At 64.3% G+C, this 24,213-nt stretch carries 24 protein-coding genes; 8 read left to right on the plus strand and 16 right to left on the minus strand.

What is annotated here, in order from left to right:
• Positions 1 to 74 precede the first annotated feature (74 nt).
• From thiD to glmM, 3 genes are read right to left on the minus strand one after another with little or no spacing between them, the layout of a single operon-like run.
• Positions 75 to 1,256, minus strand: coding sequence for a bifunctional hydroxymethylpyrimidine kinase/phosphomethylpyrimidine kinase (thiD, locus tag IP68_RS08170; RefSeq protein WP_054134487.1), 1,182 nt, complete (start codon positions 1,254 to 1,256; stop codon positions 75 to 77).
• Positions 1,249 to 1,479, minus strand: a complete 231-nt coding sequence (locus IP68_RS08175) for a DUF1272 domain-containing protein (RefSeq protein WP_054134488.1) — start codon at positions 1,477 to 1,479, stop codon at positions 1,249 to 1,251. The genes thiD and IP68_RS08175 overlap by 8 nt, the downstream gene beginning before the upstream one ends.
• Positions 1,479 to 2,822 (minus strand): phosphoglucosamine mutase, encoded by a 1,344-nt coding sequence (gene glmM, locus IP68_RS08180; RefSeq protein WP_054134489.1) that lies wholly within the window; start codon positions 2,820 to 2,822, stop codon positions 1,479 to 1,481. Before glmM ends, IP68_RS08175 begins: the two co-directional genes overlap by 1 nt.
• A 154-nt stretch (positions 2,823 to 2,976) precedes the next feature.
• Between glmM and IP68_RS08185 the strand changes: the two genes are divergently transcribed.
• Both IP68_RS08185 and IP68_RS08190 read left to right on the plus strand, forming a co-directional pair.
• On the plus strand, positions 2,977 to 4,197 hold the full coding sequence (locus tag IP68_RS08185; protein ID WP_054134490.1) for a dicarboxylate/amino acid:cation symporter: 1,221 nt from the start codon (positions 2,977 to 2,979) through the stop codon (positions 4,195 to 4,197).
• Positions 4,194 to 5,183, plus strand: coding sequence for an aldo/keto reductase (locus IP68_RS08190; RefSeq protein ID WP_054134491.1), 990 nt, complete (start codon positions 4,194 to 4,196; stop codon positions 5,181 to 5,183). The genes IP68_RS08185 and IP68_RS08190 overlap by 4 nt, the downstream gene beginning before the upstream one ends.
• Positions 5,184 to 5,229: 46 nt before the next feature.
• Here IP68_RS08190 and IP68_RS08195 read toward each other — a convergent pair whose 3' ends face one another.
• From IP68_RS08195 to IP68_RS08210, 4 genes are read right to left on the minus strand one after another with little or no spacing between them, the layout of a single operon-like run.
• Complete coding sequence (locus tag IP68_RS08195) at positions 5,230 to 5,910, minus strand: NnrU family protein (protein ID WP_054134492.1); 681 nt, start codon at positions 5,908 to 5,910, stop codon at positions 5,230 to 5,232.
• Between the two features lie 58 nt (positions 5,911 to 5,968).
• Positions 5,969 to 7,288 carry an amidohydrolase family protein gene (locus IP68_RS08200; protein ID WP_054134493.1) on the minus strand — a complete coding sequence of 440 codons (1,320 nt, stop codon included), beginning with the start codon at positions 7,286 to 7,288 and terminating at the stop codon, positions 5,969 to 5,971.
• Complete coding sequence (locus tag IP68_RS08205; RefSeq protein ID WP_054134494.1) at positions 7,285 to 8,703, minus strand: amidohydrolase; 1,419 nt, start codon at positions 8,701 to 8,703, stop codon at positions 7,285 to 7,287. The genes IP68_RS08200 and IP68_RS08205 overlap by 4 nt, the downstream gene beginning before the upstream one ends.
• Before the next feature lie 44 nt (positions 8,704 to 8,747).
• A complete protein-coding gene (locus IP68_RS08210) occupies positions 8,748 to 10,331 on the minus strand; it encodes a peptide MFS transporter (RefSeq protein ID WP_054134495.1) in 1,584 nt (527 codons plus the stop codon).
• Positions 10,332 to 10,484: 153 nt separating this feature from the next.
• On the opposite strand from IP68_RS08210, the gene IP68_RS08215 reads away from it, so the two are divergent.
• Positions 10,485 to 11,078, plus strand: coding sequence for a nitroreductase (locus IP68_RS08215; RefSeq protein WP_054134496.1), 594 nt, complete (start codon positions 10,485 to 10,487; stop codon positions 11,076 to 11,078).
• A 35-nt stretch (positions 11,079 to 11,113) separates the two neighbouring features.
• Here IP68_RS08215 and IP68_RS08220 read toward each other — a convergent pair whose 3' ends face one another.
• The 3 genes from IP68_RS08220 to IP68_RS08230 all read right to left on the minus strand — a co-directional run bounded on the left by IP68_RS08220 (position 11,114) and on the right by IP68_RS08230 (position 12,797).
• Positions 11,114 to 11,371, minus strand: coding sequence for a hypothetical protein (locus IP68_RS08220; protein ID WP_054134497.1), 258 nt, complete (start codon positions 11,369 to 11,371; stop codon positions 11,114 to 11,116).
• Between the two features lie 302 nt (positions 11,372 to 11,673).
• Positions 11,674 to 11,880: a hypothetical protein gene (locus tag IP68_RS08225; RefSeq protein ID WP_054134498.1), complete on the minus strand. Its 207-nt coding sequence runs from the start codon at positions 11,878 to 11,880 to the stop codon at positions 11,674 to 11,676.
• Positions 11,881 to 11,888: 8 nt separating this feature from the next.
• Complete coding sequence (locus tag IP68_RS08230) at positions 11,889 to 12,797, minus strand: SPFH domain-containing protein (RefSeq protein WP_054134518.1); 909 nt, start codon at positions 12,795 to 12,797, stop codon at positions 11,889 to 11,891.
• 197 nt (positions 12,798 to 12,994) lie between these two features.
• Between IP68_RS08230 and IP68_RS08235 the strand changes: the two genes are divergently transcribed.
• On the plus strand, positions 12,995 to 13,273 hold the full coding sequence (locus IP68_RS08235; RefSeq protein ID WP_054134499.1) for a hypothetical protein: 279 nt from the start codon (positions 12,995 to 12,997) through the stop codon (positions 13,271 to 13,273).
• A gap of 18 nt (positions 13,274 to 13,291) precedes the next feature.
• On the opposite strand, the gene IP68_RS08240 is transcribed toward IP68_RS08235, so the two are convergent.
• Positions 13,292 to 13,732 (minus strand): hemerythrin domain-containing protein, encoded by a 441-nt coding sequence (locus tag IP68_RS08240; RefSeq protein ID WP_054134500.1) that lies wholly within the window; start codon positions 13,730 to 13,732, stop codon positions 13,292 to 13,294.
• A 154-nt stretch (positions 13,733 to 13,886) separates the two neighbouring features.
• Between IP68_RS08240 and IP68_RS08245 the strand changes: the two genes are divergently transcribed.
• From IP68_RS08245 to IP68_RS20175, 3 genes are all read left to right on the plus strand, one after another.
• On the plus strand, positions 13,887 to 15,428 hold the full coding sequence (locus tag IP68_RS08245; RefSeq protein ID WP_054134501.1) for a M20/M25/M40 family metallo-hydrolase: 1,542 nt from the start codon (positions 13,887 to 13,889) through the stop codon (positions 15,426 to 15,428).
• Positions 15,429 to 15,488: 60 nt separating this feature from the next.
• Complete coding sequence (locus IP68_RS08250) at positions 15,489 to 16,610, plus strand: zinc-binding dehydrogenase (RefSeq protein WP_054134502.1); 1,122 nt, start codon at positions 15,489 to 15,491, stop codon at positions 16,608 to 16,610.
• Between the two features lie 67 nt (positions 16,611 to 16,677).
• On the plus strand, positions 16,678 to 17,160 hold the full coding sequence (locus IP68_RS20175; protein ID WP_156317998.1) for a hypothetical protein: 483 nt from the start codon (positions 16,678 to 16,680) through the stop codon (positions 17,158 to 17,160).
• A 133-nt stretch (positions 17,161 to 17,293) separates the two neighbouring features.
• On the opposite strand, the gene IP68_RS08255 is transcribed toward IP68_RS20175, so the two are convergent.
• From IP68_RS08255 to IP68_RS08275, 5 genes are all read right to left on the minus strand, one after another.
• Positions 17,294 to 18,697 (minus strand): sorbosone dehydrogenase family protein, encoded by a 1,404-nt coding sequence (locus IP68_RS08255; RefSeq protein ID WP_054134503.1) that lies wholly within the window; start codon positions 18,695 to 18,697, stop codon positions 17,294 to 17,296.
• A 42-nt stretch (positions 18,698 to 18,739) separates the two neighbouring features.
• The gene (locus tag IP68_RS08260; protein WP_054134504.1) at positions 18,740 to 19,471 is read right to left on the minus strand and encodes a peptidase; all 732 of its coding nucleotides are present in this window, start codon (positions 19,469 to 19,471) and stop codon (positions 18,740 to 18,742) included.
• A 104-nt stretch (positions 19,472 to 19,575) separates the two neighbouring features.
• On the minus strand, positions 19,576 to 20,397 hold the full coding sequence (locus IP68_RS08265) for a transglutaminase family protein (RefSeq protein WP_054134505.1): 822 nt from the start codon (positions 20,395 to 20,397) through the stop codon (positions 19,576 to 19,578).
• 41 nt (positions 20,398 to 20,438) lie between these two features.
• The gene (locus IP68_RS08270) at positions 20,439 to 21,380 is read right to left on the minus strand and encodes an alpha-E domain-containing protein (protein WP_054134506.1); all 942 of its coding nucleotides are present in this window, start codon (positions 21,378 to 21,380) and stop codon (positions 20,439 to 20,441) included.
• Positions 21,381 to 21,411: 31 nt separating this feature from the next.
• The gene (locus tag IP68_RS08275; protein ID WP_054134507.1) at positions 21,412 to 22,839 is read right to left on the minus strand and encodes a circularly permuted type 2 ATP-grasp protein; all 1,428 of its coding nucleotides are present in this window, start codon (positions 22,837 to 22,839) and stop codon (positions 21,412 to 21,414) included.
• Positions 22,840 to 22,993: 154 nt separating this feature from the next.
• Here IP68_RS08275 and IP68_RS08280 point away from each other — a divergent pair, with 154 nt between their 5' ends.
• Complete coding sequence (locus IP68_RS08280; protein WP_054134508.1) at positions 22,994 to 24,124, plus strand: DUF2891 domain-containing protein; 1,131 nt, start codon at positions 22,994 to 22,996, stop codon at positions 24,122 to 24,124.
• Positions 24,125 to 24,213: the final 89 nt, after the last annotated feature.

The following is a 24,213-nucleotide window of genomic DNA, read 5'->3' on the forward strand; positions in this document are numbered from 1 at the left end:
CAACGCATATGGGCAATTGCCGGTGCGGGTAAAGGGCCAAAGCGTGGGCGCTCGCAGCAATTACGGGGTGCGCCTCATTCGGTTGCGATGCGCCAGGGCGGATAGCGCCGGTTCTCGCCACCGAAATAGAGGCACAGGACATTGCCTGCCGGGTCGCACAGCCTTGCCTCGCGCCAGCCCCAGCTCTCGTCGCGCGGCATCTGGTCGATCGCGAACCCTTCCGATGCGAGCGCCAAGACGCGCGCGTCGAGATCTGCGCATTCGAGATACGCCATCGCCCCGCCTGCAGCTTCGCCGACATGGATCGACAGCGTTGCACCGTTGCCTGCCACGAACCGGGCATAGCCATTGTCCGGGCTGTCGACGATCTGGACCAGCCCCAGCGCGCGGTAGAAGGTGACAGAAGCGGCGTAGTCCGTCGCGCCAAGGGTGATCTGGTTGAGGTTCCAGCCGGGTGCCAGCGCATCGTTGCGCACGTACTGGTGGCCCATCGGTCCATTGACCGCAACCAGCGCGGGTGCGTCGCGCAGCGCCAGCCGGACGAACAGCCGAGCACGCTCCACCGCCTGCTCCAGCGCAAGCCCCTGCCCCAGCAATGTCGCGATGGCACTCGACAGCGTGCAGCCGGTGCCGTGGGTGTGCGGGCTGTCGATGCGCGGATCGTCCCAGCGGGCGATCTCTCCCTCGCGGGTCACCAGCCGGTCGGTGACCGTCTCGCCGCCGGCATGCCCGCCCTTGATCAGCAGCGCCGGCGCCAGCTCGAGCACCGCCGCATCCCCGCCAAGCGCTTCCAGCTCGGGCAGATTGGGGGTGACCAGCGTCGCGCAGCCCATCAGGCGCTTGAACGCGGCGATGGTGGCCTCGTCAGCGAGCACCGCGCCGCTCGAGGCGATCATGACGGGATCGAATATGACAGGAACCTCGTCATTCCCGCGAACGCGGGGATCCCGCCTGTGCGGGGATGACGAAAGCCAGTCCGCCAGCGCCTCGGCAATCTCGGGCGAGCCCAGCATGCCGATCTTGATCGCATCGAGCCCGAAATCGCGCGCCACCGCATCGATCTGTGCGATCACCATATCGGCGCCCAGCACCTGCACTGCATCGACCCCGCGCGAGTTCTGCGCGGTGATCGCGGTGATCGCGGTCATCGCGTGCCCGCCCAGCATGGTAATGGTCTTGATGTCCGCCTGAATGCCCGCGCCGCCCCCGGAATCGGAACCTGCGATCGTCAGGATGCGGGCAGGTCGCTCAGCCATGCTGCGTGAACTTCCGCGCGGTCGATCCCGGAAACTTGGCGAGCAATTTCTTCGCGCGCACCGGGCGGTCGACCAGTTCGCCGCCGCAATTGGGGCAGATGTCGTCAAGCGCCTCGCTGCATTCGGCGCAGAAGGTGCACTCGAACGAGCAGATGAACGCGCCGGGAGCATCGGCGGGGGTGTCCGCGCCGCAGCGTTCGCAATCGGGACGCATCTCCAGCATCAGGCGGTCACCTCCGCCACCACAGCGCAGATGCGGTCCACCACCGCCTCGACCTGCGCGGCGTCATCGCCCTCGGCCATCACGCGGATCACAGGTTCGGTCCCCGAAGGACGGATGACCAGTCGCCCGCGTCCGCGCAGTTCGTCTTCGGCTTCCGCGATGACCGCCTGCACGCGCGGATTGTCCAGCGGCTTGCCACCGGCAAAGCGGACATTCTTGAGCAGCTGCGGCACCGGATCGAACACATGCAACAGTTCGCTCGCAGGCTTGCCTTCGCGCACCAGCTCGGCCAGCACCTGCAGCGCAGCGACCGTGCCGTCGCCGGTTGTCGCGTGGTCCAGCAGGATCATGTGGCCCGATTGCTCGCCGCCGACATTGTAGCCGCCTGCCCGCATCGCGCCCAGCACGTAGCGGTCCCCCACCTTGGTGCGGATCAGCTCGAGCCCCTGCGCCTGCAGGTACCGCTCCAGCCCCAGGTTCGACATCACCGTCGCGACCACGCCCCCGCCGCGCAGCCGACCCTGCCGCGCCCAGCTGGCACCGATCAGCGCCATGATCTGGTCGCCGTCGACGACCTTGCCCTGTTCGTCGACCACGATCAGCCGGTCGGCATCGCCATCAAGCGCAATTCCGATGTCCGCGCCCGATGCGACGACGCGCTCCTGCAGCGTCTCGACATGGGTGGAACCGACCCGGTCGTTGATGTTGAGGCCGTTGGGGGTCACGCCGATGGCCACCACCTCCGCGCCCAGTTCCCAGAAGGCCGAGGGAGCAACCTGATAGGCTGCACCATTGGCGCAATCGACCACGATCTTGAGGCCATCGAGCCTCACCCGATCAGGAAGCGATTCCTTGACCGCATGGATATAGCGCCCGCGCGCATCCTCGATCCGGCGGGCACGGCCGATGGCCTCGGACTCGGCCAGCTTGGGGTCGCCTGCGTCCAGCAACGCCTCGATGCGCAGTTCGTCCTCATCCGAAAGCTTGAAGCCATCGGGGCCGAACAGCTTGATTCCGTTGTCCTGGAACGGGTTGTGGCTGGCGGAGATCATCACGCCAAGATCCGCGCGCATCGAACGGGTGAGCATCGCCACCGCCGGGGTCGGCATCGGTCCGACCAGCACCACGTCCATGCCCACGCTGGTGAAGCCTGCGACGAGCGCGTTCTCCATCATGTAGCCCGAAAGGCGGGTGTCCTTGCCGATCACGACCCTGTGCTTGTGCGTGCCCCGCAGAAAGTGCGCGCCTGCCGCCTGGCCCACCGCCATCGCCATCGCCGCGGTCATGAAACCGCTGTTGGTGCGGCCGCGGATTCCATCGGTGCCGAAAAACTTGCGTGTCACGAATGCTTTTCTCCGTTTGCAGCGTATGGCACGTAACCGATTGCGTTGCCGCTTGCCAGCCATCCGCGCGCATCTATGGTGGCACAAGGTCGTAAAAAAACATGCAAAATCCTTGCTTCACTGGGCAGGATGGGACCGAGACAGGGGCTTTTGAATGCTGAAGACATTGCTGGTGCTGGGTGCCCTCATCATCGGCATCGCGCTGGGAATCGCGATCGGCAACGGCGCGCCGGGTGCCATCGAGGTCGCCGACCTGATCGGATCGCTGTGGCTGCGCGGCTTGCAGATGACGGTGGTTCCGCTGGTTGTAGCGCTGCTGATCACCGGGATCCTGCGCACGGCCCAGATGGCGACCGCAGGCCGGCTGACGGTCCGCACCATCACCACGATGATCGTACTTCTCTGGCTTTCAGCAGCGATGGCCACATTGGTCACCCCCGCGCTGCTTGGTACGTTTCCTTTGCCCGAGGCCGCCCGCGCGGCGCTGCAGGGCGCGCTGGCCAATGCCGAGCCCACCGGCGAAGTCCCGCCGTTTACCGATTTTCTGCGCGCGCTGATACCAACCAATCCGATTGCCGCGGCCGCGAACGATGCCATCCTGCCGCTGATCGTCTTCACACTGGCCTTCGCTTTCGCCCTGACCCGGTTGCCGGAAGACGAGCGCCGCCCGATGCAGGGGTTTTTCGGTGCCATCGGCGATGCGATGATCATCCTGATCGGCTGGGTGTTGACCCTTGCCCCGATCGGCGTGTTCGCGCTGGGTCTGGTGGTCGGGTCGCGTGCGGGCGGTGCCGCCTTTGGCGCGCTGGGCCATTATGTCCTGACCGTCGTCGCGGTCGGATCGGTGGTGTGGATCACGGCTTTTGTGATTGCGGCAGTCGGCGGGCGGATCGGTCCGCTGGCGTTCCTCCGGGCGTCGATCCCGGCACAGGCGGTGGCAATTTCCACTCAATCCTCGCTTGCCTCGCTGCCCGCCATGCTGACGGGCGTCCGCAACCTTGGCGCGGGCGAGCGGACTTCGGACGTCGTGCTGCCGATCGCGGTCGCGCTGTTTCGCGCCACCGGCCCAGCAATGAACATGGCAGTGGCGATCTACGTCGCGCATCTGATGGGGGTCGAGCTTGGCCCGGTGGCGTTGCTGGCGGGACTGGCTGCTGCAGCGATCACCACCATGGGATCGGTCTCGCTTCCCGGATCCATCAGCTTCATCGGTTCGATCACACCCATCTGCTTTGCGATGGGCGTGCCGATCGAGCCGCTGGCGCTTCTGTTGGCGATCGAGGTGTTTCCCGATATCATGCGCACGCTGGGCAACGTAACGATGGACATGGCGGTCACCACCACGATCGCCCGCGCCGAAGGAGACACGCAATGATCTATCGCAAGCTCGGCGGACTGGAAGTGTCGGCCCTTGGGCTCGGCTGCATGCCGATGGCCGGGATAGGCCCCGCGATGTACGGCAAGGCCGACCATCGCGAGTCCATCGCCACGCTCGAGCGCGCGATGGAGCTGGGCGTTACCTTCTTCGATACTGCCGAGGTCTATGGCCCGCATGTCAACGAGGAGTTGCTCGGCCAGGCGATCCGCGGGCGGCGCGAGCGGCTGGTCATCGCCACCAAATTCGGTTTCCGCCTTGCAGATGGCAAGGTCACCGGGGTCGACTCCTCCCCCGAGAACGTGCGCCGCGCTTGCGAAGGATCGCTAAAGCGGCTGGGGGTCGACACCATCGATCTGTATTACCAGCACCGCGTCGATCCCGATGTGCCGATCGAGGAAACGGTGGGAGCGATGGCGCGGCTGGTGGAGGAAGGCAAGGTGCGGTTCCTGGGTCTGTCCGAGGCCGGCGCGGACAATATCCGCCGGGCGCACGCCACGCATCCGATTGCCGCGCTGCAGTCCGAATATTCGCTGTGGGAACGCGGAGTGGAAGAGGACATCCTGCCGCTGTGCCAGGATCTGGGGATCGGCTTCGTGCCCTACAGCCCGCTGGGGCGTGGCTTCCTGACCGGGCAGTTTTCCAAGCGGTCCGATCTGCCAGAGGGCGATTATCGCCTCAACGACCCGCGCTATTCGGAAGAGAATTTCGCCAGCAACATGGTGATCGTCGATGCGGTCAAGACCATCGCCGCCGCGCACAGCGTCTCGCCTGCGCAGATCGCGCTCGCCTGGCTGCTCGCGCAGGGTGACGATGTGGTGCCGATCCCCGGATCCAAACGCCGCGCGACGCTGGAGGATTCCATGGCCGCGGTGAATGTGAAGCTCAGCGCCGCCGATCTCGATGCGCTCGATGCAGCTGCCCCAAGGGATGCCACCGCCGGCGACCGCTATGGCGAGGTGGGGATGAAGATGGTGCGGATCTGACGCTGCGCAGCGCTCGCCTGAAGGGGCAAGCGCAACACCTTGGAGCCTACCACCAGCGGAAGACGCCTGCAGCGCCGACGCCCAGCGGCATATGCGCCCATTGCGCGCCCAGCCACAGCGCGACGCCGCCGATCAGTGCGATCCAGCCTGGAAAGGCAAGCCCGCGGCCAAAGGGCACGAAGCTGGTCTTGCCCTGCCAGTGCAGCCAGGCATCGCCCATCAGGATGAACTTCTTGGCGTCCTGCAGCCTTGCGCCGACCAGCGCCAGCACGATGATCGCGCCGCACAGGATGAAGGTATCGATCCTCGGCGCCACCAGGATATGGCTGATACCCCATAGGGCAAAGCCCCACATCATCGGGTGACGCGTGATGCGGAATACCCCGGCGGGATCCTTGACCGCGATGCGCTTGGCCGCAGCTTCGGGCACCGGCAGCGCAGGGTTGCCGATCAGCGAGCCGGCAAACAGGATCGAGGCGACCAGCATCAGCAGCGTACTGACCGCCCACAGCGCATCGCCGGCGGGCCAGAAGGCTTCGGTCACCGGCGCGCGCTTGAAGCCTTCGACCATCAGGAACAGCGTCAACAGCGAGACGGCCGCATAGGCCAGCTGGAAACCCTTGTCGCCCAGCCGTGCCACCATCGGCGCGCGCAGGGGATGCGACATCGCAAAGTGGCTGCCGACAAAGCCGATCGCGCCAGCCAACAGCATCGCATAGCCCTGCATAGACGCTCTCCCCTGCCCGCCGGCTGCCCTGTGTCAGCGAGTCCCTGATGGCACCATATTACCGTTCATAGGCCTTGGGCAACGCCCCTTCCTGCGGGGTGCGATAGCGGTCGCGCAGCTTGGCCTGGCGGTTGCCCAGCGGCTGTTGCACACCGTCGATCATCACCGCGACCGGCGCGGACGATAGCTCGAGCGGATCGCCATCCCAGATCACGACATCGCCCTGACGGCCAGGCTTGAGGCTGCCGAGCATCGCATCGACGCCCATGGCCTGTGCAGGGCCTGATGTGATCGCGGCAAAGGCCTGGTCCCAGCTCAGCCCGGTTGCCCCCGGCACACGCTGCAGCGCCACCAGATTGCCCGCGTACTGCGGCGAGTAATGCAGCTTGTGCGCATCGCTGTCGTCGATCATGCCGATCGCGATCGTCACCCCCGCTTGCTTCATCCGGCCGATGTTCGATTGGGTTGCTGCGGTCTTTTCGAAGTCGGACGGCAGATCGTTGAGCGCCGAGGCGATCACCGGAACCCCGGCGGCCGCGATCTGGTTCGCCACCAGCCAGCCTTCGGACACCCCGACCAGCACCAGCTTGAGCGAGGGGAATTCCTCGCGCAGCTTGATGACGTTCAGAATGTCGGCGGCGCGTTCGACATGCACCAGCAACCGGATTTCGCCATTGACCACCGGCAGCAGCGCTGCGGCATCCTGGCGGTTGAGCAGCGCGTCATGCGGGTGCGCTGCAACGCCGCGCTGGCCGACGGCCAGCGCACGCGCCTCGATCAGCCCGTTGCGAAACTCCAGGAACGCCGAGGCCCGGCTGCCGCCTGCCTTGGACGATCCGGTTTCGCCCAATTCGACGAACTGGAAAGCGCGCGCCTTGGTGACCGCGTTGTAATCATCGCCCAGATCGATCAGCGCGCCCATGCCCGCGAAGATCGATGCCGGCGCTTCGGGCGCGACCACTGCACGGGTGATGCCCGCAGCGCGGTTGACCGCAATCGGTGTCACCTTGGCGTTGATCGCGGGGGCAACATCGATGGCAGCAGAGAAATCGCCGGTGTTGGCGCTGCTGTCGTTGGTTTCGCGGACCGCCTCGACCTCGACCAGGCCGATGCGGCTGAACCCTGCGAACAGCCCGGGTGTCACCCAGCGGCCAGCGGCATCCACCACCTGCGCCCCTGCAGGCACGGCAACCCCCGCGCCAGCGGCGACGACCTTGCCATCGCGCAGCACGACGGTGCCGCCCTCGATCGGGGCGCTGCCGTCACCGATGACGACCTTGCCGCCGGTGATCGCGATGGTCTGGGCGGCTGCAGGAGCCGCAAACAGCGTGGCGGCGGCGGAGACGAACAGTAGCGCCTTGGTCATGTCGAGGCTCATTTCGTGTCTCCCTCTCCGGGCTGGCCCAGCTCGAAATCGCTCACCGGACGGCGCGTCGGATCATTGGCGTCATACATCATCGCGCCGTCGATCCAGACCTTTTCGGGCCGGGCGTAGACCGAGAGCGGGTTGGCATTCCACAGCACGACATCGGCCATCTTGCCGGGCTTGAGGCTGCCGGTCTTGTCGCCGATGCCCATCGCCTTGGCGGGGTTGTAGGTCAGCCAGCTGATTGCAGTGGCGTCCGAGATGGTGAAGCCCATCCGGCGTCCGTCGCCCAGCGCCTTGGCGGCTTCCTGGTTCAAACGCTGGATCTGGTTCTGGTCGTCGGAGTGGATGATGGTGCAGGCACCGGCGTTCTGGATGATCGCGGCGTTCTCGGGAATGCCGTCATAGGATTCCATCTTGAAGCCCCACCAGTCGGCCCAGACGGCGGAGCAGATGCCGTTGTCCTTGAGCAAATCGGCGATCTTGTAGCTTTCCACCGCATGGTGGAAGGTGGAGACGGTGTAGCCGAACTCCTTGGCCATATCGATCACGATCGCCATTTCATCAGCGCGATAGCAGTGGTTGTGGATCTGGATCTTGCCTTCCAGCGCGCCCTTGAGCGTATCCATGCCGATGTCGCGCGCAGGCGGGGTACCGCCCTTCTTCTCATACTCGTCCCAGCGCGCCTTGTATTCGGCGGCACGGGCCCAGGTCTGGCGGTTCAGTGCCAGATTGCCCATGCGGCTGCCAGGCTTCTGGTTGCGGCTGCCATAGACGCGCTTGGGGTTCTCGCCGCATGCCATCTTGAGGCCATAGGGTGCGCCCGGGAACTTCATCGCCTGCATGGTGCGCGCAGGGACATTCTTGAGCGTGACCGAGCGGCCGCCGAACAGGTTGGCCGAGCCGGGCAGCACCTGCAACGAGGTGATCCCTCCATTGGCGAGCGCGCGGCTGAACCCGGGGTCCTGCGGCCACACGCTGTGTTCCGCCCAGACGTCCGCGGTTACCGGCCCGGTCACCTCGTTGCCGTCCGAATTCGCCTGCACACCGGGCGAGGGGTAATTGCCCAGATGGCTGTGGATATCGATGATGCCCGGGGTCACGAACTTGCCGGTGCCATCGATCACCATCACATCGGCGGGGATCGCCGTGCTGGCATCGCCCACCGAGGTGATCTTGCCGTCGGTGAAGAACACCACGCCATTTTCGATCTGTCCGCCCTCGCCATCGAAGATGGTGACGTTGCGGATCGCGGTGGGCTGGCCGGGATAGACCTTGTAGGTGCTGGGATACGGGTTCTCGTTGAAGCTGACCTTGGCGGGCTTGGCCGCGCTGCCGCTGGCGGAGGACGGCGCTTCGGCGGTTGTCGTATTGGCACAGCCAACGACCAATATGGCCGCCAGCGGCGCAGTGAACCCGTATCGCATGTTGTTATCCCTGTCGCAGTTCGGTTGGTTTTATCAATTCAAGGTCAGGCGCCGCGCGTGGCGGGATTGATCCCCGCAGCCTGGGCTTCGGCGAGCTCCGCCTCGCCCGCCAGCGGCTCGACATCCTTGAGCGTATCGAGGTGCATCAGCTTCTTGATCAGCGGCGAGACGACCATCACGGCGACACCCACGCCGATCGCGATCCAGCCGATGTTCGAATACACGTCCAGCACCGTCTGCTGGCCCGCACCTTCACCGCTCGCCGCTTCCGACCCGGTTGCAGCTGCGATCAGCCCGGCGACGAAGTTGCCCGAGGCCGAGGCGAAGAACCAGGTGCCCATGATAAGCGAGGCCATGTGCGCCGGCGCCAGCCGGTTCATCGCGCTCAGACCCACCGGCGAAAGGCACAGCTCGCCCGTCGTGTGCAGCAGGTAAATGAGGAAGATGAACAGCACCGGGGTGGGAACGCCCGCACCGGTTGCCGCAGCGCCCGCCACCAGAACCAGGAAGCCCGCGCCCAGCTGAACCATCGCCAGCCCGAACTTGGCAGGGGCAGACGGCTCGAGCCCCTTGCGGCCCAGCCAGGTCCAGATGCCCGCGAAGAACGGCGCTAGCAGCACGATGTACATCGCGTTGACCGACTGGAACACCGATGCGGGCACGCCGCCGCGGTCGACATAGCGGTCGGTATAGAGGTTGAGCGAGGACCCTGCCTGTTCGAACAATGCCCAGAACAGGATCGAACCCAGGATCAGGAACATCGCGGCAAAGATGCGATCGCGGTCCTGCGGCTCGAGCTTGGTGACCGCAGTGATCAGCACATAGCCGACCAGCACGACACCAGAGACCAGCAGCAGCCAGCCGACGACATCCTGATACTGGATCAGCGCCCAGATACCGAGCACGGCGGCGATGCCGACGCCATAAATCAGCCATTCCTTCTTGATGCCCATCACCGGGGCAGCGAGCGCAGCAGGATCGGGCGATTCGCCGCGACCGCACAGCAAGGGCTTGCCCAGGATGAACACGACGAGGCCGAGCAGCATGCCGATGCCGGCAGCGCCGAAGCCATAGGACCAGCCATAAGTTTCGCCCAGATATCCGCAGGCGAGCGACCCCAGGAACGCACCCAGATTGATGCCCATGTAGAAGATCGTGTACGCGCCGTCGCGGCGGACATCGGTGCGCGGATAGAGCTGACCGACGATCACCGAGATGTTCGCCTTCAGGAAACCCGAGCCGACGATGATGAACGCCAGTGCCAGCCAGAAGATGCTGAGCGAGGTAGGGTCCTGCCCGCCGGTGCCTTCAAAGCCCATCAGCGCATGGCCGAAGGTGAGCAGCACAGCGCCGAAGGTCACCGCCTTGCGCTGGCCGAGGTAACGGTCGGCCAGATAGCCCCCCAGCACCGGGGTAATGTATACGAGAGCGGTGTACGCCCCGTAGATGACGCCCGATTTCTCGTCCGAGAACAGCCAGTGCTTGGTGAGGTAGAAAATTAGCAGCGCGCGCATGCCGTAATAAGAAAAGCGTTCCCACATTTCTGCGAAGAACAGCACATAGAGCCCCTTGGGGTGCCCCAGAAACGTGCCCTTGGAATCGCCGCTGACGGCATAACCGCTGGCCATAATCGCTATTGCTCCCGTCGATTTTATAATGGCGGCCTGCCCCCTGAGCCGCCATAGCATGCGCGCCAACCTAGACAAAAAAGCGCGGCTGTGAAGCGCCTTGTTGCAGTTGTTACCACCCCGCCGCATTCCTGCCGCCGACCGGAGCCAGACGTGAACCAGTTCAACGACCTTTCATCACTGCCTGCCTATCTTTCCAGCCGCCGCTCGGGGCGCCCGCGCGACATGGTCGCCCCCGGCCCCGATGCCGCGCAGCTTCGGTCGATCGTCGCGACCGCATCGCGAACCCCCGATCACGGCAAGCTGAACCCCTGGCGGGTGGTGCATGTGGCGGGCGACCAGCGCGATCGGCTCGCCGAGTTGCTGACCTCCGCCTATCGCGCCGAAAAGCCCGAAGCCGGACGGCTCGAGATCGAGGCGATGGAGACTCTCGCGCGGCTCGCGCCCGAAATGCTGGTGGTGCTTTATTCCCCGCGCGAATCAAGCAAGATCCCGCTCTGGGAGCAGCAGCTTTCAGTCGGGGCATTCGTGATGAACCTGCTGCACGCGATCCATGCGCAGGGCTTTGTCGGCGGGTGGATCACCGGCTGGCCAAGCTACAACGCGGCGGTGCGCGACCAGTTCGGCGCGGCGCCCGAGCAGATTGCGGGCTTCGTGTTCATCGGCACCGCGGGCCAGCCGCTCGAGGAGCGGCCACGGCCGGATCTCGACGCGGTGTTCAGCACCTGGCAGCCCGGCACGACCTGACGCACCTTCGCCAACCGGGCGCCCCCCAAGCCTGATCAGACCTCGTCGCCCTCGGGCGGCTCGCTCAGATCGATCCCTGCTGCCTCCTCTTCGGCGAATTCGCGGGTGATTTCCGCATCGAGCTTGTCGAGCGGTTCCAGCTTGGATTCCTGCTTGTGCGCCAGCTGCGCAGCGGCGTCCCACGCCTTGGCGGCGCCCAGCGCGATATCCTTGCGGTTCTTCAGAGTTTCGTTGGCAGCCTTGGCGATCTGCAGGCTTTCCTGCTCACGGCAGAATTTCTCGGTGACGCGCACACTGTGCCCTCCTTGGTGTTGCTGGTGCCGACCTTCAGGCGGCGACGGGCGCAGCTACGCGCGGTATCGATGCGGATCTGGGCGAACCTGAAAGCGCACCGTAGCAGTCTGCGGCGGGAGACGCGAGGTATCGTTGGAGCATGCCGAGGATGCCGGTGTTCGCGTCTGCATCGACCTTGCGCGCGATGAGGTCCTCGCTGTGCGTCAGTTCAGCCAGATCGTGCCCGACATAGTTGCGCGTCGTAGCTCGATGTCGCCATCGGTCGGTGCGTAGCTGAACTGAACAGCAAGCCAGCGTCGTATCATTCCGGGTCCTGCCTGGGTGGCCTGCCCCTTGGCCTTTGCTGCGGTGCCGCAACCTTGATCCCCCGCCGTGCGAGCGCCTCGCGCAGCAGCACCTCGATCTCGGCATTCACGCTGCGGAACTCATGCGCCGCTGCGCGCTCGAGCGCGTCGTACAGCGACGGCTCGAGGCGCAGGGCAAAGGACTTCTTTGGAGGAGCTGCCATGGATCGGCTCAATAGAGCGACCCGGCATTGACCACCGGCTGGGTATCGCGTTCGCTGCACAACACCACCATCAGGTTGGATACCATCGCCGCCTTGCGCTCGTCGTCCAGCTCGACCACGTTTTTCTCGCTCAGCATCGTCAGCGCATGCTCGACCATCGTGACCGCGCCCTCGACCAGCCTTGAACGCGCGGCGATCACCGCCTCGGCCTGCTGGCGCCGCAGCATCGACTGCGCGATCTCGGGCGCATAGGCCAGATGCGTCAGCCGGCATTCGTCGATCTGCACACCCGCCGCAGCGACGCGCTCCTGCAGCTGCACCTCGAGCTCGTGGCTGACCTCTTCGGCATCGCCGCGCAGCGTCACCTCATCGACATTGAAGTCGTCGTATGGGTAGCGCGCACCGATCACCCGCACCGCGCTTTCGATCTGGATGTCGACGAACTCCTGATAGTTTTCGACATCGAACAGCGCCTTCGATGTGTCGGCCACGCGCCACACGACGTTGGTGGCGATCTCGATCGGGTTACCGCGCAGATCGTTGACCTTGACCTTTTCCGAGGTGACGTTGTGGACCCGAACCGAGATCTTCTTGCGGCTGAGCCACGGCCAGCGCCAGCGCAGACCAGTGTTGCGATCGGTGCCCTTGTAGCTGCCGAACAACTGGATCGCCGCAGCCTCATTGGGGTTGAGCATGTAGAAGCCGCTGATGATGAACATGAACGCCAGGCCGCAGCCGATGATCACCGCCACCCCTTGCGGATCGCCTTCTGCCACCATGCCGAAACCGGCCACCGGCAGCGCGATGGCTGCCAGCAGGAGGAGCAGAAAGACATAGCCGTTGAACGTGCTGGCCGAACGCTCGCTGCTCGCCACCATGGCTGCGCCGCCGCCGTTGCCCGATCCCGTGTCCTGCATGATCACATCTCCCAAATGATTCGAAATCATGATATCATATTTATATCAAATGTTATGGACCGCAAGCGCATTTATCGCAGGCGGTGCGGATGATCACAGGGCTCGCCGCGCAGCCATGCGACAAACAGCTCGTCGCTGAAGGAAACCGTTTCGGCGGCTGTGCGTATTCAGCGTCAAGGTAACTGAGGAAACAGGACATGACGATGCATTTTGCCCGCCGCGCCTTCGATCCCGGCCAGGCCCTTGCGGCGGGGCACGGCTTTGCAAGCCGCATCGCCGGACGCGGTTTCATGCCGCTCTATCACACAGGGGATGTCAACCACTGCCCCGGGTGTGGCGGCAGGCACTGGCATGTCGGGCGGATGAGTGCCGAATGCGCGACCTGCGAAACCGCAATCCCGCTTGCGGATGTGGCAGCGCAGCCAATGCGCCCGCTCTTCCACGTCACCCGCAGCCGCACCGCCTGGGTCGAATAGTCGACGCTTGTCTGTGGCTCAGGCCGACACCGGCTTGCGGCCCAGGACTTTGGGATAGAACTCCTGCTCCTCCCAGCGTAGCCGCGCATACAAGGCATCGGCGAGCGGAGTGAATACGTCCAGGAACGCAGCCGGACTTTCCACGACTCGCTTGGCCGGCCAGTGCGCGTTGCAATCCATCAGCGAACCGCGCCACGCCAGCAGCTCGTCGTGAAAGCGCCTGATCATGTCGGCGCGCTCGGCGGCGACATCAGGATGGCTCTCCAGATGCGCGCGCAAGCAGTCGATCTCCGCCGAACAGTGCGCTCCCACCGCACGAGAGAATGCAAGCCGCAGCGCGGGCAGCGGATCGCGCGCAGCCGCACCCGTCCCGTTAGCCAGCGCGCTCACATGCGCCACGATTTCGCGCGCGATATCCGCGAGCTCGATGTGCTGCGCCGAAAACATCCGGAATTTCATGGTTGCACCCATTGTTCTTGAAAACGGAGTCACTTCAATTTTACATTTGAACTGTGGCTAGTCGGCTTAGTCTTTCCAACGGGTTAATCACTTGCTCGGCTTGGCGCATTGCGTCATCCTTTGCTGCAAATCAGGATCAGGGGAGCGGCACGAGATGACATTGGACCCGGCAGGTACGCTTGAGCGGCGCGCGTTTCTTCGGTCGGCAGCCTTGGTTGGTGGCGGGCTCGCCCTGACCGCAGGCGGTGGCGGCGCGGCGCTGGCAGCAGACGGCGACATCGCCCGCATCCGCAAAGCAGCCGAGGCCAATCGCGAGGCCGATATCAAGCGCATCCAGGACTGGATCGCCCTGCCCTCGATCGCGGCGGAAAATCTCAACATGCCGCAAGGCGCCGCGTACATGGCCGATCTGGCAAGGGCCGCCGGGTTCGCCGGGGTCGAAATCGTGCCCTCCGATGGTCATCCCGGCGTCTTCGGCACCATCGATGTCGGCGCCAGGCGGACGCTGGGCATCTATTTCATGTACGACGTCAAGCAGTTCGACCCTGCCGAATGGACCTCCCCACCGCTGGAAGCGAAGATCGTCGACAAGCCCGGCTGGGGCAACGCGATCGTCGGGCGCGGCGCAGTCAACCAGAAGGGTCCGCAGGCGACGTTCCTGGCCGCGCTGCATGCGATGAAGGCCGCTGGCGTGAAGCTGCCGGTCAACATCGTGCTGCTCGCCGAGGGCGAGGAGGAGATCGGATCGCCCAATTTCAGGCAGATCGCCACCAAGCCCAACGTGCTTGCCGCGCTTCGCAAGTGCGCGGGCATCTTCATCCCTGCCTGCTGGCAGGGCGCCAACGGCGAGGTGCAGGTCAATCTCGGATCCAAGGGCATCATCGAGCTCGAGCTGGTCGCCAGCGGCGCCAAATGGGGGCGCGGGCCCAAGGGCGATGTGCATTCCAGCTACAAGGCGATGATCGATTCGCCGACCTGGCGGCTGGTACAGGCGCTGCAGACCCTGGTCTCGGCAGATGGCAACAACGTCGTCATCGGCGGCTGGTCGGACAATGTCCGCCCGCTGACGGCGCGCGAAAAGGCGTTGATCGCCGAGGCGGCCAAATCGATGGACGAGGCGCAGATGAAGGCATCGTTCGGCGTCACCCACTGGATCGATGACCTGCCGCTCGAACAGGCGCTGGTCCGGCTGGCGCAGGAGCCGACCGCGAACATCGAAGGGCTGGTCGCGGGCTATACCGGCCCCGGCGGCAAGACCGTGCTGCCTGGCCGCGCGGTCGCCAAGCTCGACTTCCGGCTGGTCCCCAACCAGACCCGCGCCGAGGCGGAAGCCAAGCTGCGCGCGCATCTCGACAAACATGGCTTCACCGACATCGAGGCGAACGTTTCGGGCGGCTATGACCCGACCGAGGTTGCGGAAGACAGCCTGCTGATCAAGGCGGAAATGGCGGCTTATGCGAGGCTCGGGGTCAAGGCCAACCTCAACCCGCGACTCGCCGGATCCTGGCCGGGCGCGGTCTTCACCGCACCGCCGGTGAGCATCCCTGCCGGGCATTTCGGCATCGGCCATGGCAGCGGCGCCCACGCCCCGGACGAGTATTTCGTGGTGGACTCATCCAACCCCAAGGTCGCCGGGATCACCGATGCGACGATGGGCTTTGTCGAGATGCTCTACCAGATGGCGGCTGTCCGCTAGTCGGGCTCAGCGTGTGCGTGGCGCTTGCGGCGGCGCGCTTGCGGTTGCATGACGACGGCCATGAAGATAACCGCCGCCATCCTCGACAGCATCGGCCATAACGGGCCGTTTGCCGATACCACCCCGCTGCGTCTTGCCCAGGTCGATCTCGCCCCACCGGGCGCGGACGAGATGCTGGTCAAGATCGAGGCGGCCGGGCTGTGCCACAGCGACCTTTCGGTCATCAACGGCGACCGCCCGCGCCCGATGCCGATGGCCCTGGGGCATGAGGCGGTCGCCACAGTGCTCGAACCGGGCGCAATTGCTGCGCAGCATTTTGCACCCGGAGACCGGGTGGTGCTGAGCTTTTTACCCCTGTGCGGATACTGCCCCAGCTGCCATTCGGGCGAAGGCTATCTGTGCGGCAATGGCGCAGTAGCCAACGGCGCAGGCACGCTGCTCGGCGGTGAGCGGCGCTTGTCCGAGAACGGGCATGAGGTGCAGCATCATCTGGGCTCGTCGGCCTTTGCCACGCACGCAGTGGTGGACCGGCGCTCTGCGGTGAAGATCGACGCCGACATTCCGGTGGAGATCGCCGCTTTGTTCGGCTGCGCGGTGCTGACCGGCGCGGGCGCGGTGCTCAACAGCGGTGCCTTGCGCGCAGGCGAAAGCGTGGTGGTCTATGGCCTGGGCGGTGTGGGCCTTGCCGCGCTGATGGCCGCAATCGCCGCGGGCGCGCATCCGGTCATCGCGATCGACCCCGTGCCCGCCAAGCGTGCGCTTGCGATGGCGCTGGGCGCGGTCGCCGCCGTGCCTCCCGAGGATGGCGAGGACGCGGTGATCGCCGCATTGGGCCGCAAGCCCGATCTGGTGATCGAAACCGTCGGCAAGGCAGCGGTGCTGGCCAAGGCATACGGATTGGCGCGGCGCGGCGGACGGATCGTCACCGTGGGCCTTCCCCACCCCGCGGACATGCTCTCGATCCCCGCGGTCTCGTTGGTCGGCGACGGCAAGACGCTGATGGGCAGCTATATGGGCAACGCCATCCCCTCGCGCGACATCCCGCGCTACATCGCTTTGTGGCGCGCAGGCCGGATGCCGGTCGAGAAATTGCTGAGTTCGGTAAGCCCGCTAAGCGAGATCAACGCCCTGTTCGATGAACTGGCGAGCGGAACCGCGATCCGGCAGGTGGTGGTGCCTTGAGTTATTAGCGACGGCTTTTTCTGTAACATTTATTGGCTCGTTTCTGACAACCAGATATAGAGCCTCAATGGTCAAATTAGAACCGCAAAGACTGATCCGTTGGACACCTTGTCGCGAAGCTGAAGATAAGGCCCCATCGTTCGGCGACTTAAAAATCTCAAGCCACAGCCACCAGCGGCTAGCTGTCAGCCTGCCCTATCACGAGGGAAAGCTGCATCTCGATTTCAAGGACGTTCGAGCATTCAAGACAATATGGGACGGCGACGCTGACGTATTTCTGACTAGGGACCAAAGCAATCGGCCTGAGGGTAGCTTGTTTAAAGTAGAAAACTCCCACTGGCTGTGGTCCGGCCAATTCACACTCGATATCGAAAGCTCTGAGACGTGTTCGGATGCCCCTTGGGAGCATTTTTACATCGTGTCTGCGGAGAGGTGTCTACAAATTGTCGCTCGCGATGATGTTGAGACCCTCTGGTTTGCTGGCGTCTGGTCAGGTGAGCCTGGCAGTTGGAAGTTTGCCCCGGATCTGGATCACCTTAAGAAAACATGAGTGAAAGTGCCGCGAATAGGCGCTTCTATGTCTTTGCAGCACCCACCTCCGCTCAGCCTGAGCCTGTCGAAGGCCGCGCTTTACGGCCAGCGTGGGCGCGGGTCCTTCGACTTCGCGGGCGGGAGCCGGCAGTTCAGCGTGCGGCAGTTTCGACCGGTTTTGCCTTCATCGCAGGATTGCTCACCCGCCAGATGATGCCCGCGACGTCATCGGTGACGAGCAGCGCGCCGCGGCTGTCGACGGTGACATCCGTGGGGCGGCCCTTGGCGGAGCCGTCCTTGGAAAGGAAGCCGGTGAGCACGTCGACGGGAAGTCCGCCGGTGACCTTGCCCTCGGCATTGCGGGTGACGGCGGGGCGGCCGGTCTGCCCGAAGGGCACGAATACGACCTTGTAGCCCGATGCTGGCTTGCGGTTCCACGATCCGTGCAGCGCGACAAAGGCACCGTTGGCAAAGCCCTGGCCCAGTGCCGCCTTGCTGGCGAAGGTCAGACCCAGGGGGGCGACGTGGCTGCCCAGCGCATAATCGGGGCGGCGGGTGTATTCGCGCAGATCCTGGCGGCGAGGCTCGACGCGCAGGTCCTCATATCCCCCCCAATAGTTCCACGGCCAGCCAAAGTGCATGCCGACATCGACCCGGGTGAGGTAATCGGGCACCAGATCGGAACCGAGCATGTCGCGTTCGTTGACCACGGTCCACAGCGCGTCCGAATTGGGCTCCCAGGCAAGGCCAACGGGATTGCGCAGGCCAACCGCGAAATCGCGCTTCTTGCCGGTCGCAAGATCGATCTCGACGATCCGCGCGCGGCCCTTTTCGGCGGGCAATCCCTTTTCGGCGATGTTGGTGGCAGAACCGATCGCGACGTACAATTTGGTGCCGTCGGCATTGGCGAGCAGGTTGCGGGTCCAGTGATTGTTGGGCTTGGACGCGGGCAGATCGATGATCTTGCGACCTTCGCCGCTGATCTTCACCTGGCCGGGGGTATAGGGATAGGCTATCACCGCATCGGTGTTGGCGACGTACAGCGTCTCGTCGATCAGCTGCATGCCATAAGGCGAGTTCAGCCCGTCGAGCAGCACCGTCTTCGATTCGGCCCGGCCATCGCCATCGGCATCGCGCAGCAGCGAGATGCGGTTGGCGGACTCAACGCCTGCCCCCGCCTTGTCCATCAGCATCCGCATGATGAAGCCTTCGATGCCCTTGTTCTCGCGCGGCGGGCTGTTGGTTTCGGCGACCAGCACATCGCCATTGGGCAGCACCAGCATCGATCGCGGATGATCGAGCCCTTCGGCAAAGCGAGCCACGGCCAGACCCTTGCCGGCCTCGGGCGCCTCGCCGTCGGCCCATACCTCGACATCGGCGACGTTGATGGTGGGGAAGATTTCCTTGCGCGGCGCGGAGATCACCGGCGATGGCCCGCTAACCTCGGCGATATCGAGCTCTGCGGTGTCGCCGCTGAGGAAATACCACCCGGCCCCGCCGACGATCGCGGTGGTGAGGCCCAGAAAAACGAGGATGTTGCGTGCTTTGTTGGTCATGCCTTCCGAATTAGGGAGGCAACCGGGCTCACGCAAGCACGATCAGCCGGTATAATCGGGCAGCGAATGGAATGCGTTCTTCAACGCATCGCTCCACTGGTCGGCGATGAGGTTGTAATAAGGGTCGCTCCCGGAAATCCGCCGGTTGCGCCCGGCAAAGCTGTTCGATGCGTAGATCTGCAGATCGAGCGGCAGATCGACCGAGAGATTGGCCTTGATCGTCGAATCGAACGACACCATCAGCAGCTTGATCGCATCGTTGAAGGACATGTCGCGGTCATAGGCGCGCACCAGGATCGGGCGGCCGTATTTGGTCTCACCTATCTGGAAAAAGGGCGTGTCGTCGCCCGCCTCGATGAAGTTGCCTTCCGGGTAGATCAGGAAAAGCTTGGGATCCATGCCCTTGATCTGGCCGCCGACGATCATCGAGGCGCCGAACGAGGAAGAGGCGGTTTCGCCCGCGATCGACCGGGTGCGCGCGATCTCGTCGCGCAACGTCTCGCCGATGATCCGCGCCACCTGGAACATGGTCGGCGCTTCCATGATCGAGGGCTTGCGCTCGTGCGGTGCCTTGGTGCGCTCCTCGAGCACGCTGATCACGCCCTGGGTGGTCGCCAGATTGCCCGCGGTCATCACCGTGATGTAGCGGTCGCCCGGTTTTTCCCAGGTGAACATCTTCTTGAAAACACTGATGTTATCGACACCAGAGTTGGTGCGGGTGTCCGACATGAACACCAGCCCTTTGTCCAGGCGCATCCCGACGCAATATGTCATAGGAGCGTCCTCCCCCTTTGCTCTCATGCGTTTCATAAGGGATCAAGCGCAACAATCGGTCAAGGCCGAATGCCGCCAGGGCCACATTGCATGTGGAAAAGCCGCTATTGCTGCGCCTGAACCTGCTGCACAGTCAACGTCACGGTCATCGCCTCGTTCCCCTTGCCGAAGGTAATCCCTCCAATCGGGGCGGCTTCGCGATAATCCAGACCGGTGGCAACGCGGACATAGCGCTCGTCGGGGGAATAGCCGTTGGATATGTCGAACCCGACCCAGCCCAGCCCCTGCGCGTGCACCTCCGCCCAGCCATGGCCTGCGTCCTGCTCGGTCCGGTCGTTCATCAGCAGATAGCCGCTGACATAGCGCGCGGGGTAACCCAGCAGACGGGCGAGCGTGATGAACAGATGGGCATGATCCTGGCAAACGCCGTGCCCGGCATTGAGCGCCTCTTCCGCGGTCGTGGTCGCTCCGGTCTGGCCGACCTCATAGGCGACCGCGCCGCGCACCAGTTCGGACAGCGCGTGCAGCCGCGGCGCATCGCCATTGGCAGCGCCGGGATCGTCAAACTGGCGCAGCAACTTGCGGGTCGCAGGGCCTGGCCTTGTGAATGGGGTGTCGCGGCGGAAGTACCACAGCGGCGCAGAGCCGCCATGCTGGCCGACCATCCCGGCATGGTCGCTGGTCTCCACCTCGCCCTCGCAGTGGATCACCACCTCGCGCTGATCGGGATTGAAGCTGAAGAGTTCGACATGGTTGTTGTGATGGTCGATATACTCGACCTGCTTCGATCCACCCTCGACCTCGGTCTTCCAGCGGACTACGCGCTGCCCGGCGGAATCCTTGGGGATCATGCGCAGCCGCTGCAGCGCATAAGGCATTGGCGTGTCGTAGTGATAGGATGTTCGGTGGACGATATGCAGACGCATGATTGACCGGCTAACCCTTTTGGCTCTGACCCTCTCCGGACCTACAGATAGAAGCGGAATTCCTGCTCGATCTGGGCGGAAATGGCGTTGTTGCGCTTGATGAAATCCTGGATGAACTGGTGCAGTCCGTTGTCCACGATCATGTCGATATTGGCCTGTTCCAGATCGCGCCGCAGCGCGCAGGCGAGATCCAGGCTGGCGCCGCTGGTGCCGTATTCGCGCGCGATCGCCTCGAGCGCGCCCGCCATCCGGCCCGCGCAGAACGACAGCGAGCGCGGCATCACCTGGTCCAGTATCATGAACTGGGCGATGTTGCGCGGATTGGTTTCCCCCGGGTTGAGCCAGCGGAAGGCGCGGTACGCCGAAACCGAGCGCAGGATCGTCTCCCACTGCACATTGTCCAGGCTGGATCCGACATAGGACAGCGAGGGCAGCAGCACGTAATATTTGACGTCGAGAATGCGCGCGGTGCTGTCCGAGCGCTCGACGAAGGCGCCCAATTGCGCGAAGAAATAGATGTCGTTGCGCATCATCGTGCCGCTCTGCGCGCCGCGCACCTGCGCACTCTGCTGGCGGATCAGGCTCAGCACATCGGGAAGCTCATTGTCGGAAATCTGGGTACGCAGCGCTTCCTTGAGCGTCATCCAGCACTCGTTGGTAGCCTCCCACACTTCGCGGGTCAGCGCGGTGCGAACCAGTCGGGCGTTGTTGCGCGCGCTTTCGATGACCGAGAGCACGCTGTTGGGGTTGGTCTTGTCGCGCAGCAGGAAGTTGATGACGCTGGAGCCATCGACCTTGTCGTAACGCTGCGAATAGGCGCGGCGCACGCCCGCGGTGGTCAGCACCGACCCCCACTCGTCCTCGGCCGCTTCCGACCGGGTGAGCGCGATGCGGAAGCCCGCATCGACCAGCCGCGCGATATTCTCGCTGCGCTCGAGATAGCGCTGCATCCAGAACAGGCCGCCTGCGGTCTTGCCCAGCATCAGCGGGCCCCTTCGGCATCGACAGCGCGCATCATTCGTCCAGCACCCAGCTGTCCTTGGTGCCCCCGCCCTGGCTGGAATTGACCACCAAAGAGCCCTTTTTCAGCGCCACACGGGTGAGGCCGCCGGGCGTGATGTCGATGCCGTTGGGCGAGACCAGCACGAAAGGACGCAGATCGACATGCCGCGGCGCCAGCCCCTGGCGGGTCATGATCGGCACCGTGGACAGCGCGAGGGTGGGCTGCGCGATATAATTGCCCGGCCGCGCCTTGAGCTTGTCGCGGAAAGCTGCGAGTTCCTTGCGATTGGCGGCGGGTCCGACCAGCATGCCATAGCCGCCCGATCCGTGGACTTCCTTGACCACCAGTTCGTGCAGATGCTCCATCACATAGGCGAGTGAATCCGGTTCGGAGCAGCGCCAGGTCGGCACATTTTCCAGGATCGCCTTTTCGCCGGTGTAGAACTCAACGATCTCGGGCATGTAGCTGTAGATCGCCTTGTCGTCCGAGATGCCGGTGCCGGGCGCATTGGCGATGGTGATGCCGCCTGCGCGATAGACATCCATGATCCCCGGAACACCCAGCGCCGATTCCGGACGGAAGGTGAGCGGATCGAGATAGTCGTCGTCGACCCGGCGATACAGCACATCGATCGCGCGATAACCCTGCGTGGTGCGCATCGCCACGCGGCCGTCGATGACGCGCAGGTCATGCCCCTCGACCAGTTCCGCCCCCATCTGGTCGGCAAGGAAGCTGTGTTCGAAATAGGCGCTGTTGTGGATGCCGGGGGTCAGCACCGCGATTTCGGGCGCGCCATTGCACGCGCGCGGTGCGCTTGCGGCAAGCGAGCGGCGCAGCTTGCGGGGGTAATCGGAGACCTCGCGCACCTTGTTCTTGCGGAACAGTTCCGGGAACATGTGCAGCATCGTCTCGCGGTTTTCGAGCATGTACGACACGCCCGATGGCGTGCGCGCATTGTCCTCGAGCACATAGAACTGGTTGGGCCCGGTGCGCACGATATCGACGCCGATAATGTGGGTGTAAATGCCACCGGGCGGATCCATGCCGATCATCTGCGGCAGATAGGCATCGTTCTTGGCGATCAGCTCGACGGGCACCCTGCCCGCCCGCAGGATCTCCTGCCGGTGGTAGATGTCGTACAGGAACGCGTTGATCGCACGCACCCGCTGCTCGATCCCGCGGCTCAGGCGCGCCCATTCGCGGCCCGATATGATGCGCGGCACGATATCGAACGGGATCAGCCGCTCGCTTGCCTCTTCCTCGCCATAGACCGCAAAGGTGATGCCGGTGCGGCGAAAGAAGTTTTCCGCATCGCGCGCCTTGGTCCGCAATCGGGCGGCATCCTGGCTGGAGTACCAGGCGCAGAATTCGTCATAAGGTTCGCGCACCGAACCATCGGCCCGAAGCATCTCGTCAAAGTGCGGCGTTTCCCCTGTCATTGTTTTGAGATGTGACAGCTATTGTGCACTGCCGCAAGACCGGAAATGCACCGGGTGCATCTGCCGACTGAGCACCGGTTCGTGACCGGCAAACTTGCCATCGGCGTCCTTTGCGTGTGTATTCGCCACCAACCATGCGGAAGGACCAGACAGCTTGAAAAGATCCACAGGCCTCGCGCTCGCAGCAGCGCTTTTGCTGGCAGGCTGCGGCCCCGCCGATAAGGCCGCGAATGACACCACCTCTGCCGATATTCCCGAAGCGCGGCCCGATGCGGTCAACGACCGCTTCGCACGGCTGGCGCTGAGCTGCGTGCACAAGGAATATCCCAACAAGATATCGCATGTGATGAACACGGCCGAGGACGCGCAAACCCCGGCTGAACTGACCCCGGCCTTTTATGGCTGTTTCGACTGGCACAGCTCGGTCCACGGCCACTGGCTGCTGGTGCGCATTCTCAAGACCGATCCCGCATCGCCGATGAAGCCCGCGATCATCGCCGCGCTGGATCGCAGCTTCACCGACGCGAACATCCCTGCCGAACTCGCCTATCTCGATGGCGAGGGGCGCAAGGGGTTCGAGCGGCCCTATGGCACCGCCTGGCTGCTGCAGCTGGTCGCCGAGCTCGACGAGAGCGACGATCCCAAGCTCAAGACCTGGCGCGAGACCTTGCGCCCGCTTGAGGAGCGGATCGTTGCCGAAACGCAGGAATGGCTGCCCAAGCTCGCCTATCCGATCCGGCTGGGCACCCACAACCAGAGCGCCTTCGCCTTCGGCCTGATGATCGATTATGCGCGGCAGGTGGGCAATACGGCGTTCGAAAGGCAGCTCGCCGACAAGTCGCTGGAATTCCACCGCAGCGACGTGAACTGCCCACTCGCCTATGAACCTTCGGGCGAAGATTTCCTCTCTCCATGCCTGATGGAGGCCGACCTGATGCGCCGGGTTATGCCGCAGGCAGACTATGCCGCGTGGCTGGGCACATTCCTGCCGCAGATCCCGGCGGATGGCTCGGCGGATTGGCTGACGCCCGGGGAGGTCCGCGACCCCACCGATGGCAAGCTTGTCCACCTCGACGGCGTCAACTTGTCGCGTGCGTGGGCGATGGAGGGCATCGCCAGCGCGCTGCCGGAAGGCGATGCACGGGTTCCCGCGCTGTTGGCGGCATCAAAGGCGCACGCCACCAGCGGGCTCGCGGCGGTGAGTGCCGACAATTACGAAGGCAGCCACTGGCTGGGAAGCTTTGCGACGTATCTGACGACCAGGCGGGGTATCGGGGGCAGCTGAAGCCATGGACTCCCCTCCCTTTCAGGGAGGGGCTGGGGGTGGGTACGCCGCTACAAGGCGAGCTTAGCTCAATTCCGCCGACCCCCCCC

The organism is Blastomonas sp. AAP25 (assembly GCF_001295965.1).
GTDB lineage: Bacteria > Pseudomonadota > Alphaproteobacteria > Sphingomonadales > Sphingomonadaceae > Blastomonas > Blastomonas fulva.

What these genes read in the sequence shown, in the direction of transcription:
- thiD (WP_054134487.1), bottom strand. Translation starts at nt 1,256, where the DNA reads ATGGCTGAGCGACCTGCCCGCATCCTGACGATCGCAGGTTCCGATTCC.
- IP68_RS08175 (WP_054134488.1), bottom strand. Translation starts at nt 1,479, where the DNA reads ATGCTGGAGATGCGTCCCGATTGCGAACGCTGCGGCGCGGACACCCCC.
- IP68_RS08185 (WP_054134490.1), top strand. Translation starts at nt 2,977, where the DNA reads ATGCTGAAGACATTGCTGGTGCTGGGTGCCCTCATCATCGGCATCGCG.
- IP68_RS08190 (WP_054134491.1), top strand. Translation starts at nt 4,194, where the DNA reads ATGATCTATCGCAAGCTCGGCGGACTGGAAGTGTCGGCCCTTGGGCTC.
- IP68_RS08195 (WP_054134492.1), bottom strand. Translation starts at nt 5,910, where the DNA reads ATGCAGGGCTATGCGATGCTGTTGGCTGGCGCGATCGGCTTTGTCGGC.
- IP68_RS08200 (WP_054134493.1), bottom strand. Translation starts at nt 7,288, where the DNA reads ATGAGCCTCGACATGACCAAGGCGCTACTGTTCGTCTCCGCCGCCGCC.
- IP68_RS08205 (WP_054134494.1), bottom strand. Translation starts at nt 8,703, where the DNA reads ATGCGATACGGGTTCACTGCGCCGCTGGCGGCCATATTGGTCGTTGGC.
- IP68_RS08210 (WP_054134495.1), bottom strand. Translation starts at nt 10,331, where the DNA reads ATGGCCAGCGGTTATGCCGTCAGCGGCGATTCCAAGGGCACGTTTCTG.
- IP68_RS08225 (WP_054134498.1), bottom strand. Translation starts at nt 11,880, where the DNA reads ATGGCAGCTCCTCCAAAGAAGTCCTTTGCCCTGCGCCTCGAGCCGTCG.
- IP68_RS08230 (WP_054134518.1), bottom strand. Translation starts at nt 12,797, where the DNA reads ATGCAGGACACGGGATCGGGCAACGGCGGCGGCGCAGCCATGGTGGCG.
- IP68_RS08235 (WP_054134499.1), top strand. Translation starts at nt 12,995, where the DNA reads ATGACGATGCATTTTGCCCGCCGCGCCTTCGATCCCGGCCAGGCCCTT.
- IP68_RS08240 (WP_054134500.1), bottom strand. Translation starts at nt 13,732, where the DNA reads ATGAAATTCCGGATGTTTTCGGCGCAGCACATCGAGCTCGCGGATATC.
- IP68_RS08245 (WP_054134501.1), top strand. Translation starts at nt 13,887, where the DNA reads ATGACATTGGACCCGGCAGGTACGCTTGAGCGGCGCGCGTTTCTTCGG.
- IP68_RS08250 (WP_054134502.1), top strand. Translation starts at nt 15,489, where the DNA reads ATGAAGATAACCGCCGCCATCCTCGACAGCATCGGCCATAACGGGCCG.
- IP68_RS20175 (WP_156317998.1), top strand. Translation starts at nt 16,678, where the DNA reads ATGGTCAAATTAGAACCGCAAAGACTGATCCGTTGGACACCTTGTCGC.
- IP68_RS08255 (WP_054134503.1), bottom strand. Translation starts at nt 18,697, where the DNA reads ATGACCAACAAAGCACGCAACATCCTCGTTTTTCTGGGCCTCACCACC.
- IP68_RS08260 (WP_054134504.1), bottom strand. Translation starts at nt 19,471, where the DNA reads ATGACATATTGCGTCGGGATGCGCCTGGACAAAGGGCTGGTGTTCATG.
- IP68_RS08265 (WP_054134505.1), bottom strand. Translation starts at nt 20,397, where the DNA reads ATGCGTCTGCATATCGTCCACCGAACATCCTATCACTACGACACGCCA.
- IP68_RS08270 (WP_054134506.1), bottom strand. Translation starts at nt 21,380, where the DNA reads ATGCTGGGCAAGACCGCAGGCGGCCTGTTCTGGATGCAGCGCTATCTC.
- IP68_RS08275 (WP_054134507.1), bottom strand. Translation starts at nt 22,839, where the DNA reads ATGACAGGGGAAACGCCGCACTTTGACGAGATGCTTCGGGCCGATGGT.